The organism is Listeria immobilis (genome assembly GCF_014322765.1).
In the GTDB taxonomy this organism is placed as follows: domain Bacteria; phylum Bacillota; class Bacilli; order Lactobacillales; family Listeriaceae; genus Listeria; species Listeria immobilis.
On record NZ_JAASTZ010000014.1, the window covers coordinates 20,960 to 34,618 of the forward strand.

At 36.3% G+C, this 13,659-nt stretch carries 11 protein-coding genes; all 11 read left to right on the forward strand.

All coding sequences use genetic code 11. From position 1 onward, the window contains the following. Nucleotides 1–63 precede the first annotated feature (63 nt). The 11 genes from HCJ50_RS11075 (at nt 64) to essB (ending at nt 13,646) form a co-directional block, all read left to right on the forward strand. Nucleotides 64–1,359 carry a sensor histidine kinase gene (locus HCJ50_RS11075; protein WP_185344357.1) on the forward strand — a complete coding sequence of 432 codons (1,296 nt, stop codon included), beginning with the start codon at nt 64–66 and terminating at the stop codon, nt 1,357–1,359. 18 nt (nt 1,360–1,377) lie between these two features. Further along, entirely contained in the window at nt 1,378–2,106 is a 729-nt protein-coding gene (locus HCJ50_RS11080) for a LytR/AlgR family response regulator transcription factor (RefSeq protein ID WP_185380441.1), read from the forward strand. 166 nt (nt 2,107–2,272) lie between these two features. Further along, nucleotides 2,273–4,246 (forward strand): cyclic-di-AMP phosphodiesterase PdeA, encoded by a 1,974-nt coding sequence (pdeA, locus tag HCJ50_RS11085; protein WP_185344361.1) that lies wholly within the window; start codon nt 2,273–2,275, stop codon nt 4,244–4,246. 2 nt (nt 4,247–4,248) lie between these two features. After that, the gene (rplI, locus tag HCJ50_RS11090) at nt 4,249–4,695 is read left to right on the forward strand and encodes a 50S ribosomal protein L9 (RefSeq protein ID WP_185344363.1); all 447 of its coding nucleotides are present in this window, start codon (nt 4,249–4,251) and stop codon (nt 4,693–4,695) included. A gap of 25 nt (nt 4,696–4,720) precedes the next feature. Continuing rightward, complete coding sequence (gene dnaB, locus HCJ50_RS11095; protein ID WP_185344365.1) at nt 4,721–6,073, forward strand: replicative DNA helicase; 1,353 nt, start codon at nt 4,721–4,723, stop codon at nt 6,071–6,073. A gap of 258 nt (nt 6,074–6,331) precedes the next feature. Further along, nucleotides 6,332–7,624 (forward strand): adenylosuccinate synthase, encoded by a 1,293-nt coding sequence (locus tag HCJ50_RS11100; protein ID WP_185344367.1) that lies wholly within the window; start codon nt 6,332–6,334, stop codon nt 7,622–7,624. 320 nt (nt 7,625–7,944) lie between these two features. Next, a complete protein-coding gene (locus tag HCJ50_RS11105) occupies nt 7,945–8,238 on the forward strand; it encodes a WXG100 family type VII secretion target (protein WP_003718138.1) in 294 nt (97 codons plus the stop codon). A gap of 145 nt (nt 8,239–8,383) precedes the next feature. After that, nucleotides 8,384–11,659, forward strand: coding sequence for a type VII secretion protein EsaA (esaA, locus tag HCJ50_RS11110; RefSeq protein WP_185395698.1), 3,276 nt, complete (start codon nt 8,384–8,386; stop codon nt 11,657–11,659). Further along, on the forward strand, nt 11,649–12,158 hold the full coding sequence (essA, locus tag HCJ50_RS11115) for a type VII secretion protein EssA (protein WP_185344373.1): 510 nt from the start codon (nt 11,649–11,651) through the stop codon (nt 12,156–12,158). The genes esaA and essA overlap by 11 nt, the downstream gene beginning before the upstream one ends. A 17-nt stretch (nt 12,159–12,175) precedes the next feature. Continuing rightward, the gene (locus HCJ50_RS11120; RefSeq protein WP_003718141.1) at nt 12,176–12,427 is read left to right on the forward strand and encodes an EsaB/YukD family protein; all 252 of its coding nucleotides are present in this window, start codon (nt 12,176–12,178) and stop codon (nt 12,425–12,427) included. A gap of 22 nt (nt 12,428–12,449) precedes the next feature. After that, the gene (essB, locus tag HCJ50_RS11125) at nt 12,450–13,646 is read left to right on the forward strand and encodes a type VII secretion protein EssB (RefSeq protein ID WP_185344374.1); all 1,197 of its coding nucleotides are present in this window, start codon (nt 12,450–12,452) and stop codon (nt 13,644–13,646) included. Nucleotides 13,647–13,659 lie beyond the last annotated feature (13 nt).

A 13,659-nucleotide genomic window follows, 5' to 3' on the forward strand; every position in this document is an offset into this window, starting at 1 on the left:
AAAATAAAAAGAGAGCAAATTACATATTTAAACATAAGATTTATAAGACAGTGGAGGACCAATATGTTTAGTATTTTGATGGCATTTATACAGATAGCGGGTATTTTTATAGCTATACAGATTTTAACGAACAAAGTATTTTCAATGAAAGAGGGATTGGTTACCGTGGCAATTGCTATGCTAGCCTTCCCTTTATTTACATTAGTTCAATATTGGTCGATGATCTTCGTGGCGCTAATTTTTGTAAGTGCATTGTATTGGAAAAATAAGAACATTGTTTCTTCTGCCTCCATCACGCTTATTGTTATTATATTGCTTACCATTAGTGATTCCATCGTTGGTTTTGTTTTAGTGCCTGGTTTGAACTTTAAATACGAAGACATATTCAATGAATTACTACCAACATTAATATATTGTGTAGGGATGCTTGCTAATTTGTTGGTGCTTTCATATATACTAAGAAAACTAATTGGTAAAATTAACATTACAAGATTTGCAGAACATCGGAAATATGCCTATATCATTTTGGCGATTGTAGCACTTACCGTGTTAGCGTTTTATATGAATATATATGCTGGTTCTATAGCTGGATACGATAGCACTATTTTGAAAACGAATACCTTGATTTTTACGGGATATACTATTTTGCTAATTGTTATTGTGGCAGTTGTGATTAAAACAGCGACTAATGAATTAAAAGTACAAAACCAAAAAGAGCAGCTTGAACAGTTGCAGGATTACGTTTCAACACTGGAATCCTTGCATAGGGAAATGAGAGTTTTTCGGCATGATTATGTAAATATTCTTTCAACACTTGTAGGATATATTGATAATAATGATATGCAAGGCTTGAAGTTTTACTTTGAAAATAATATTGTACCTATAAATAAAACCATTGAATCAAATAACTATAAGATTTCTTTGCTTCAAAATATTCATGTTATGGAACTTAAAGGGCTTTTAGCGGTTAAACTGATTCGAGCGCAAGAGTTGAAAATTGATGCGATTTTGGAAGTTGTGGAACCAATAAATAAAATTGCGATGGACAGCATTGATTTGTGTAAAGCAGTCGGAATTTTGTTAGATAACGCCGTTGAAGCAGCATTAACCTGTGAAAATCCAGTAATTCGAATTGCATTTGTTAAAAAAGATGAAAGCATGTTAATCGTGTTTGCTAACAGTTTGCCAAACAATATGCCACCCATTTATAAAATATTTGAAGAGGGTTTCTCCACCAAAGGAGAAGGTCGTGGTTTGGGACTTGCTAGTTTGCGTGAAATTATGCAGAAATATTCACACGTTACTTTAGATACGAGAGTGACAAATAGAGAAGTTATTCAAGAACTAGAAATTATGTAGAAGAATGGGGATGATTTTATGCTACCGATTTTTATTTGTGAAGATAACAGAATGCAAAGAGAAAGGCTAACGAAATATATTGAAGACTATATTATGGTTGAACATTTTGATATGAAGTTGGAACTTTCAACAGGAGATCCGTTTGAGTTAGTATCACGAATGCCTAGTCACCAAGGGATGGGGCTATATTTCTTAGATATTGATTTAGGGCAACCAGATATGAATGGCTTCGAACTAGCGCAAGAAATCCGAAAATTTGATCCGCGTGGTTTTATTATTTTTATTACAACCCATGCAGAACTTAGCTATATGACATTCACATATAAAGTAGAAGCGCTTGATTATATAATAAAAGATGATATTGATACACTACATGAACGCGTCTTGGCTTGTATGAAACAGGCTGGGGAGCGCATCTCAAACAATCAAGATATGAAAAAGTATTTTACATTTAAAGTTTCGGATAAAAAGATTATTCATGAACTATTAGATGATATTTTGTTTTTTGAGACAGCACCTACGATTCATAAAGTAATTTTACATGGCAAAAATCGTCAAGTAGAGTTTTACGGGAAGCTGAAAAGTATTGAAAAAATGTTAGACGAGTCGTTTTATCGATGTCATCGTTCCTACATTGTAAATAAGAAAAATATTCATGAGTTAGATGCAACAAAAGGAGTCGTTAAGATGTCTAATGGCGAAAATTGTTATGCCTCATCTAAGTTGATTAAGAGCTTAAGTTTATAAAAGTGGCCTATTGGGTCGCTTTTTTTGTCTAAAAGTGTGCTTGGGTTTGAAGAAATAGGAATTTATAGGTAAAATAATAGTGGTGAATTGTTAGTAAGGTTTATGTTATGATATAGATACTTAAATTCAGACAAAAGGTATGTAAAAAAATGGGGAGCTGGATGAAATGTCAGGCTATTTTCAAAAAAGAATGCTTAAATATCCTTTATACGGTCTGATTGCGGCGACAGTTATTTTGAGCATAATCACGTTCTTTTTTTCCTGGTGGTTATCTGCTTTAATTATAGTTGGTGGAATTATTCTCACAGTGGCGATGTTTTACTTTGAATATCGGCTGAATGAGGATGTTCAAAAGTATGTTTCTAACCTAACGTACCGGATTAAACGCAGTGAAGAAGAAGCGCTTGTAGAAATGCCAATGGGGATATTGCTGTATGATGAACATTACAGAATTGAATGGGTAAATCCGTTTATGTCTAAATACTTCGATAAGACCGAATTAATTGGGGAGTCTTTGGAAGAAGTAGGGCCAGAATTTTTAGACGTAATTACTGGAAATGATGATGATGGTATTATGTCGATAGCTTGGCGTGAACATAGGTTCGACACAATCGTGAAGCGTAAAGAGCGAATTTTATATTTATATGATCGAACAGAATATTATGAGCTGAATAAAAAATTCCAAGCGAATAAATCGGTGTTTGCTGTTATTTTCCTTGATAACTATGATGAATGGGCGCAAGGAATGGATGATAGACGTCGCAGTGCACTCAATAATTTGGTGACATCAATGCTGACAAACTGGGCTCGTGAACATCGGATTTATTTAAAACGAATTTCTACAGACCGTTTTATGGCCTTTTTAACAGAAGAAATGTTAAAAAAGTTGGAGGAAGAGAAATTTCAAATTTTAGACCGAATTCGGGAACGTACCTCGAAACAAAATATTCCACTGACGTTAAGTATTGGGATTGGTTATAAAGAAGAAGATTTGATTAAACTTGCTGATTTAGCGCAGTCTAGCTTGGATCTTGCTTTAGGGCGTGGCGGAGATCAAGTGGTTATTAAGCAGCCAGAAGGGAAAGTGCGCTTCTATGGAGGCAAAACAAACCCGATGGAAAAACGGACTCGTGTTCGTGCGCGTGTTATTTCACAGGCGTTACAAGAACTAATCAATCAAAGCGATCAAGTTTTTGTTATGGGGCATCGCTATCCGGATATGGATGTAATCGGATCAAGTCTAGGTGTAATGCGAATTGCAGAGATGAACGATCGGAATGCTTATGTGGTCGTTGAACCTGGCAAAATGAGTCCAGATGTGAAACGACTTATGAATGAAATTGAGGAATATCCCAATGTAATTAAAAATATTGTTACACCACAAGTTGCGCTTGAAAATATTACCGAGAAGAGCTTGCTTGTTGTAGTAGATACGCATAAGCCTTCAATGGTCATTAATAAAGAGTTGCTTGATTCCGCAACGAATGTAGTTGTAGTTGACCATCATCGTCGTTCGGAAGAGTTTGTTGGTAATCCGGTGCTTGTGTACATTGAACCGTATGCTTCGTCTACAGCAGAACTGATTACAGAGCTATTTGAGTATCAACCTGATTTAGAGCAAGTTGGGAAAATCGAGGCAACTGCGCTATTATCTGGAATTGTTGTTGATACGAAGAACTTTACGCTACGAACGGGATCAAGAACGTTTGATGCGGCAAGTTATTTACGGTCACTTGGGGCGGATACGATTTTAGTGCAGCAATTTTTAAAAGAAGATATTACGACGTTCACGCAGCGTAGCCGTTTGGTAGAGTCGCTAAAGGTTTATCATGATGGTATGGCGATTGCGGCTGGACATGAAGAGGAAGAATTTGGCACGGTGATTGCAGCACAGGCAGCAGACACGATGCTTTCAATGGAAGGTGTACAAGCATCTTTTGTTATTACACTACGTCCAGATAAATTAATCGGTATTAGTGCAAGGTCGCTTGGACAAATCAATGTGCAAGTCATTATGGAAAAACTCGGCGGTGGCGGTCATTTATCCAATGCAGCCACACAGCTAAAAGATGTTACAATTGCAGAAGCAGAAAAACAATTAATCAGCGCCATTGATGCGTATTGGAAGGGAGAAACATAATTATGAAAGTTATTTTCTTGAAAGACGTAAAAGGTAAAGGTAAAAAAGGAGAAACAAAAAATGTTGCTGATGGTTATGCAAACAATTTTTTAATTAAAAATGGCTATGCTGTCGAGGCGAGCGCAGGAGCTTTAAGTACACTTTCTGCTCAAAAGAAAAAAGAAGATAAATTAGCGGCAGAGGAACTAGCTGAAGCAAAAGCGTTAAAAGAAAAAATGGAAAAATTAACAGTGGAATTAAAAGCGAAATCCGGTGAAGGTGGCAGATTGTTTGGTTCCATTACATCGAAACAAATTGCTCAAGCGCTTGAAAAAACACATGGTATTAAAATAGATAAACGTAAGATGGACTTGCCGGAAGCTATTCGCGCTTTAGGACATACGAAAGTCCCTGTAAAACTACACCATGAAGTAACAGCAACACTTGATGTACACGTTGGTGAAGAATAATTTTTTCTTAAGGGAGCGTAAGACAGTGGATAATAATTTCCAGGACAGAACACCACCACAAAATATTGAAGCTGAACAAGCTGTACTGGGCGCGATATTTCTTGAGCCTAATGCACTGATTACTGCTTCTGAAATTTTAATGCCGGATGATTTTTATCGAACTGGTCATCAATTGATTTTTGAAACGATGCTTGATTTGAATGACCATGGGAAGGCTGTCGACGTATTAACCGTTTATGAGGCACTTGCTGCGAAGGGTAATTTGGAAGATGTAGGTGGTTTACCTTATTTGACCGAGTTATCCGGAGCTGTGCCAACCGCGGCAAACTTGGAATACTATGCGCATATAATCGAGGACAAGGCGCTTTTGAGGCGTTTAATTCGAACGGCGACCCAAATTGCTACAGACGGCTATTCACGCGAAGACGAGCTGGATATGCTGATGGACGAGGCGGAAAAGAGTATCTTGGAAGTGTCACAACGAAAAAATGTCGGCGCCTTCAAGAATATTAAAGATGTCTTGGTTAAAACCTATGATGACATTGAAATTCTGCATAATCGTAAAGGAGACATTACTGGAATTCCAACTGGATTTAACGAGCTTGATAAAATGACAGCAGGATTCCAGCGCAATGACTTAATCATCGTAGCAGCGCGTCCCTCTGTAGGTAAAACAGCCTTTGCGTTAAATATTGCTCAAAATGTGGCGACCAAAACAGATGAGAATGTGGCGATTTTCAGTCTCGAAATGGGTGCGGAACAACTTGTTATGCGGATGCTCTGTGCAGAAGGGAATATTAATGCACAGAACTTGCGGACAGGAGCTTTGACTAGTGAAGATTGGCAGAAGCTGACCATTGCAATGGGAACCCTTTCTAATTCGGGAATTTATATTGATGATACCCCGGGTGTTCGTGTAAATGAGATACGTTCCAAATGTCGTCGTTTAAAACAAGAGGCGGGTCTTGGCATGATCGTCATTGACTACTTGCAGCTAATTGCCGGAAGTGGTCGTGGCGGAGAAAATAGACAACAAGAAGTTTCTGAGATTTCACGGTCGCTAAAAGCATTAGCTCGGGAACTCGAAGTACCAGTTATTGCACTTTCGCAGTTATCTCGTAGCGTAGAGCAACGCCAAGATAAACGACCAATGATGTCAGATATTCGTGAATCTGGTTCGATTGAGCAAGATGCTGATATTGTTGCCTTTTTATACCGGGAAGATTATTATGACCGGGAAGGCGAAAATGATGGCACTATTGAGATTATTATTGCAAAACAGCGTAATGGTCCAGTTGGTGATGTGAAGTTAGCCTTTGTAAAAGAATATAATAAGTTTGTGAATTTAGAAGTGCGGTATGATGACGCCATGGCTTAATACAAAAACCTTGTGAAATTCTAATCGATATTGGAGTCTCCAAGGTTTTTATTTTGTGTAAAAAAGAGGCTAATTTTTAAGAACAAGCATTGAAATTGATTTAAAATGTTTAAAAAAGCGAACGATAAATTTTGCTTACAAATCAATGTTCGTAAATCCATTGACTATTTTAGTAGCAAACGGTACAATGTATAGTGGAAAATGAAGGGGCTGTGAGAAAGTCATAGCTATCAAAGACCAATTAAATGAGGTGTTTAAATGTCTTCAGTTGTTGTAGTAGGAACACAGTGGGGCGATGAAGGAAAAGGGAAGATTACAGATTTTCTTTCCGAGAATGCAGAAGCGATTGCTAGATATCAAGGCGGAAACAATGCGGGTCATACCATTAAATTTGATGGCGAAACGTATAAATTACACTTAATTCCATCTGGTATTTTTTACAAAGAAAAAATTAGTGTGATTGGTAACGGTATGGTTGTTGATCCAAAGGCTTTAGTGGAGGAGTTAAAATATCTTCATGATAAAGGCGTGGATACTTCTAATTTGCGTATTTCTAACCGTGCGCATATTATTTTACCGTATCACATTCGCATTGATGAAGCTGATGAAGAACGCAAAGGCGCTAATAAAATCGGTACAACGAAAAAAGGAATCGGTCCAGCATATATGGATAAGGCAGCTCGTGTTGGGATTCGAATTATTGATTTATTAGATAAAGAAACTTTTAAAGAAAAATTAGAGCATAACCTTGGTGAAAAAAATCGTTTATTAGAACGTTTTTATGAACTAAAAGGCTTTAAATTAGAAGATATTTTGGAAGAGTACTACGAATATGGTCAACAATTTAAAGACTATGTTTGCGATACGTCTGTCGTTTTAAATGATGCACTTGATGATGGGAAACGTGTCTTATTTGAAGGTGCGCAAGGAGTTATGCTTGATATCGACCAAGGAACCTATCCATTTGTAACTTCAAGTAACCCAATCGCCGGTGGTGTTACAATTGGTAGTGGAGTAGGTCCATCGAAAATTAACCATGTAGTTGGTGTAGCAAAAGCTTATACAACTCGTGTTGGTGATGGTCCATTCCCAACTGAATTATTTGATGCGGTTGGTGATAATATTCGTGAAGTTGGTCGTGAATACGGAACAACTACTGGTCGTCCGCGTCGTGTTGGTTGGTTTGATAGTGTTGTTGTTCGTCACGCCCGTCGTGTGAGTGGCTTAACTGATTTATCACTGACACTATTAGATGTGCTTACAGGAATTGAAACACTTAAAATCTGTGTTGCATACAAATTAGACGGAAAAACAATAACAGAATTTCCAGCAAGCTTAAAAGATTTGGCTCGTTGTGAACCTGTTTATGAAGAATTACCAGGTTGGACAGAAGATATTACAGGTGTTAGCTCTTTGGATGAACTACCAGCGAACTGCCGCCATTATATGGAGCGTATTGCGCAACTTACTGGTGTACAAGTTTCAATGTTTTCTGTAGGTCCAGATCGCTCTCAAACACATGTTGTAAATAGCGTGTGGCGTTTAGCTTAAAATAGAATTAATAGAACTCCTTGGGGATATTCCTCAAGGAGTTTTTTGATAAGTTAACGGAAAAAAGTGCTATAAAAAACAGACTTTTAAAATATGTATTTTTTATCGTTTTATATAACAAAAAGATAAAAAACAAAGTATCGTAAATAAATATGTGAAAAAAACCTCTTTTTGATAAATGGAGCCCTATATAAATATACAGATTTACAAGGAAAATAAGGCGTTTTATTCATTTTATTGTCACATTTTAGATTGTGAATTTATGATATAATTTGATAGTGATATCTAATTCACAATAGATAATAGAGGAGATGAAGTGAATGTCAGGTCAAATTCGTATGAGTCCAAGCGAGCTACGTGATCGTGCTAAGACTTATGGTCAAAGTGGTAGAGACATTGAAGATATTTTAAGCCGTTTGAGCCAATTACAAGAGCAACTTCGAAGCGAATGGGAAGGTCAAGCTTTTGCTCGTTTTGATGAGCAGTTTGAACAATTAAGACCAAAAGTAACGGAATTTGCGAACCTAATGGATCAAATTAATGCTCAACTTGAGAAAACAGCTAATGCAGTTGAAGAGCATGATCAACAACTTTCTCAAAACTTTGGATTCTAAAATCAACAAGAGTAGAGCATACATACAAAATAGTTTGATGCTTTACGAAAAGCCATGCAGTTTTTTGCATGGCTTTTTCTAAAATAGAAAGCAGATACCTCCAATGGTATTTATATAAAAATAGCACAGCGGGAGTGGGACATGAATGAAGAAAGTAAAATGGAGTATTTTACTCTTTTTAGTCTTGGCGATTTTTTTATCGGCGGGGATTACCTATTTAGCCTTAAATCAAGGGACAAAAAAAGAGGCAGATGAAGATGGAGTAGAAAAAGCACATAAGATGACGATTGCCCTTGTGAATGAGGACCAAGGTGACAAGTTCCAAGGAAAACAAGTAGAATTTGGAAATCAATTTGTTAAAAGTATTGAAAAAGATGATCAACATGAATGGTACGTTGTAAGTCGCGGAGTTGCAGAAAGTGGCTTAAAACGAGATGTATACAATATGATGATTGTTATTCCAAGTGACTTTTCTGAAAAAGCATTATCAATGACGTCCGATAACCCAGAAAAAGTGACAATTAGCTACAAAGTAAATGATGTAGGGAATAGCGATTTGAAAGCAGAGGCTGAGAAAACAGCAGCTAATGTATTGGAAGATTTCAACAAACGTATAATTGATGTTTATTTTGCGAGCATTCTAACAACCTTACAAGAAGCGCAGGATAATATTGGTACGTTAGTTAAAGCAGAAAAAGAATATAATGGTGTTTATGATGAAGACGTAAATAACCCGCTATCGAATTATACAAAGCAATTTAAAACCGTACAGGACTACACTGGGACATCCAAAGAGAGCTTCCAAGGTTTCCAGGATATTATGAAAGAATTTGAAGAAAGCTTAAATAATTCTAAAAAAGAAAATGCAGAATATATGAAGAATATGGACGCTTTCGTAAAAACTCAAGAAGACAATGTTCCGTTTGCAGAAAGTTTTACAGAAGACTTGCACAAATTTGATGGTTCACTTTCGGCGGATGATATTAGAAATCAGACAGCAGCATTAGAACAAGCAAACGATCAAATGACAACGGAATTTCAAGTCTTAAATGATAGCAATACACTTTTGTCCCAAACACAAGGTTTACAAAACTATATTGCAGATGTAAATGCGAGAATTGATGCGCTGGATGCGGAAATTAACGGAACGCTAAATGACGATTTTCGAACAGCCGTTTATAATGACTTATTGCGGATTTTACAAACAAATGAGTACTCAGAAGAATTAAATGAAATAGATTTAAAAGATTTGACTGGAGAAGATATAAATGATGGTTTTAACAAACGACTTGTAAAAGCCATCAAAGCTTTACCAACCTATAACTCGCAGCAATTAGCGGAACTTGGATTAGATGAAGCGATGTACAAAAATGTAATAGAGCTATCTAAAGAATATTACTATGGCCATCGAAGCGCATTTGGTGAAGATTTCCAGTTTAAAACAGACGAAAAACCGCTACCGACAGACACGATTAAAAGTAACACAATCAATAATCTGAAAAATAACGGAATAGCATTAGAAAGTACAGCATACACTTTACCAGCGAGTGAGTATACATCGGAAATATTCCTTACTTTAGATGAGAGATTTTCATTTAGTAATGTTGTTTGTACGATAAGCGCAGAAGGACAATCGGAGTTAGTTACGCAGGAGCCGTATGGAGCTAATGGAATAAAATTAACTTTACCAGCCTCAACGAACCCGGTGGACATCAAAATAACTGGACTCGCGAAACTAAATGAGGGTCAAACAGTTCCTCTTTCTGGAGCTGTGAACTGGAATGCGACCTTACAACAATACGAAAAACAAGATTCGAATGAGCTTCCAGTAATTCCAACCGAAGATACTGAAACAGGTGATGGTACTAATCCAGACGACGGTACTAATCCAGATGATGGTACTGATCCGGATTCCGGGACTGAAACGCCAGATGAAGATACTAAAGTTAGAAAAGAAGTTGAGCCTATTAATGTAATTGAGCCAACATATCTTAGCGAAACTCAGTCATCAGTGAAAGCAATAGCTAATACGGTAAAAGATTACTACAAATTACAAGTACTGTTTGATTTGTTTTACGGAATAGATGCGAATAATTCAGAGAGAATGCCAGATTTCAGTCAATCAGGTGTTACGTTGGAAAATGTTGCTAAGACTACTTCCTATTACTACATTTTTAATAAAGAAGATATTATAGGTAGTTTTGTTAATCTAACAACAGATCGCTTTGTAGCAGATTACACGAAAGAGATAAAAGCTTTTGAACAGCGAATTACAGATTATAAATCAGTGATGGCCGAGGCGGCAAATAGATCAGAAGACGTTACTGCAAGGCTAACGGAGACAAGTCAGGAAGCTGTCAACTTAAATACAAACTTAGCGCTAACGCTTGAAAATCTTGAATCATGGAGAAGTGCAAGTAATGAATTAATCGATCAAAATGATGTTGTTGTAGAGAAATCAAACGAAGAAGGAACGATTGCACTGCAACTAGACTCTGAGTTTGCTAGTTTGCTTGCAGAAAGTGAGTCGCTAGCAGGAACTTCGGAAGGTAATTTGAAATCTGCGGAAGTGGTTTATAAAACTTTTGATGCAATTGATAATGAGGCAAAAGGTATCCAAAAAAGTGGAGAAACGCTCGTATCAGAAGCAGCAAATTTATCAGATGACTTAGAAGAAAAACTAAAAGATGATCAAACTTTCCAAAAGAACTTTGCAAAAGTCATGGACAATAGTCGAGTTGGCGATAGACAGAACGAAAATCTATATAGTTTCTTAAGTAATCCAGTGGATAAAATGAATGCTGGGACTATTGTTGCGGGAGACAAATCAATACCATACTTTATTATCTTGATTTGTACTATCTTGGCAATTTTCACTAGTTATGTTATATCGCATCAAGAGAAGAAACGAGTGCAATTAAATGATTTTGAAAAAGAAATGTCCATTGTCTTTAAAAACATTCCAATTACATTCCTAACAGCCGGTGTAGCGCTTATTGAAGGATTAATTGTTGGCGCTGTTTCAGGATATATAATCGAAATTGGAAATATCGGTATGTTCTTATGGATAGGGTTATGTGTATTAATTATGTTGACACTAGTATTAGGATTTTCCTATCTTTTACGTCAATTGAATATGATCGGTATGTCGATTATCTTGTTGATTTTAAGTCTATATTTATTCTTAACAGATGCAGTTGGACTTAACATTGATAATGAGTCTGTTTTTGCGACATTTAGAAATTATTCCCCATTACAATATATGGAGCAGCTGCTGAATGGTGTTATAAGAATGGAGCAAGACTACATCGTAATTGTGTATAGTTTAATCGGTGCAGCTGTCTTGTTTACAGCACTTAACTTATTTGTATGGCATCGTTCTAAAAATGAAGAAGAGGAGGAGCAATCAGATGAAATTTAAAGTAGCAGTTTTACTTCTTTTAGTTTGTTTCGCATTTGCTCCAGGAGCGCTTGCAGCAGAATCGGATAGCTATCTCGAAAACAACGGAAAATTAGACATTAAAACCGATCGACTACAAAAAACAGCAGAAGAAAAAAAGAAAGAACTAAAAGATACACAAGAAACGGAGCTTGATAAAAGCGGGCTACCACTTTTTACAGATGAAATGGATAAGAAAATAAAGAAACAAAAAGCAACAGAAAAAGCGGAGTATGAAAAAATTAAGGACTCACTTTTTGAAGAAGAGCCTGCTGCTGGGAAAACTGTTCAAACAACAAAAGAAAAACTATTTACGGATAATTATTCAACCGCAGCAGATGAGACGGCTGATGTAAAAGTAATGAATTCAGCAGAAGAAACACAAAAAACAAAGCAGAAAACGGTTGGCGGAGCGATTGCAGGAACACTGATAGCATTAGCAGGTGGAATTTATGTGGCTGCGCGAAATGTGTTCGAATAGAAAGCGGGGAAATGAGAATGGCTAAAGATACACATATGAATGTAACAGTTGACTTTACGAATTGGGGCGCAGGTAAATATGACCTGCGAATCCCCGTCCATCAACCAATTAAAGCACTTATTATTAATTTGGCGGAAACACTAAAGATTGAGTATAAAGATGTATCGAAATGCACCATAAAAACGACAAACAAAGCAATACTACTAAGCGATGATGATAAACTAACTAATTTTCAAATTGCTGACGGCGATATTTTAGAAATTTTATAGAAAAAAAAGGAGAATGAAATTGATGAATAAAACAACTGAAATGGACGGAACAACATACGATTTTACTTATGAGGATTTAGTTTGGAGCGTTACTTTTCCAATATCCAAAACACATGCCAAAGAAGTGGGACAACTGGAACTATTAGAAAAACCAGCTGCTCATTTCGTACCTGCCAAGATTACAAGTGATAGTGACTCTTACACCATTTCTTATGATATTGATAAGCATACATATGGGTTTGAGCAAATTAAAAAGATGGAACGGGAAGACAAATTACGCGCACTAAAAAATATTGCAGATTTAAGTGAGTTGCTAAATACGCGTTATACTTTCTTTTTGCACCCGGATAATATTATTTTTGATATAAATTTAGTCCCGAAGATAGTTCACAGAGGTATTAAAAATATTTTACCGCCGTACGAACTAAGTGAAGAAACACTCTTTAAACAGTATCAATGTTTTGTAATTGCCATGTTTTCTAAAAAATATAGCTTTGATAATTTGTATAATGGTTCGTTAAACAGTGCGCGTGGCTCTCATTTTGAAAAAAGTATTTTGGATGCGAAATCGATTCAAGATATTGCTGCGATTTTAGAAGAAGCTTATGTAAAAGAAAGTAAAACCGTTCAAAAAAATATGACACGTGTACCAAAGAAAAAATACGGAACATTCAGAGGCTTGGCTGTTGGGTTTATTATTGTTGCTGTACTATTAGCAATTCCTGTAAGTTACTTTGCATTTGTTAAAGTACCCCTTCAAAATGATTTGCTTACAGCTAATGAGAATTTCCTGAAAACCGACTACGATAAAGTAATTACTGGCTTAGAAGATGTAGAACCAGATAAAATGCCACAATCTGTCCAGTACGAATTAGCATATTCCTACGTAAATGGCGAAAAAATGAGTGACAAAAAGAAAGAAAATATTATGCGTACAATTAGCTTGAAATCAGATGAAAAGAATTTACTTTACTGGATTTATAATGGTCGTGGTGAATTTAACCAATCACTAGATACTGCCAAACTTCTTGATGATCCGACACTTGCGATGTACAGCTTGACGAAACAAATCGAACAAGTGCAAAGTGATACAAAAATGAGTGGCGATGAAAAAGTTGATAAACTGAAAAAACTAGATGATAGTTTGAAAGAATATAGTGACCAACTGAACGAACAAGCAAGTGAAACAGACGCATCAACAAATACAGAAGCAAAATAAGGGAGAATGAATC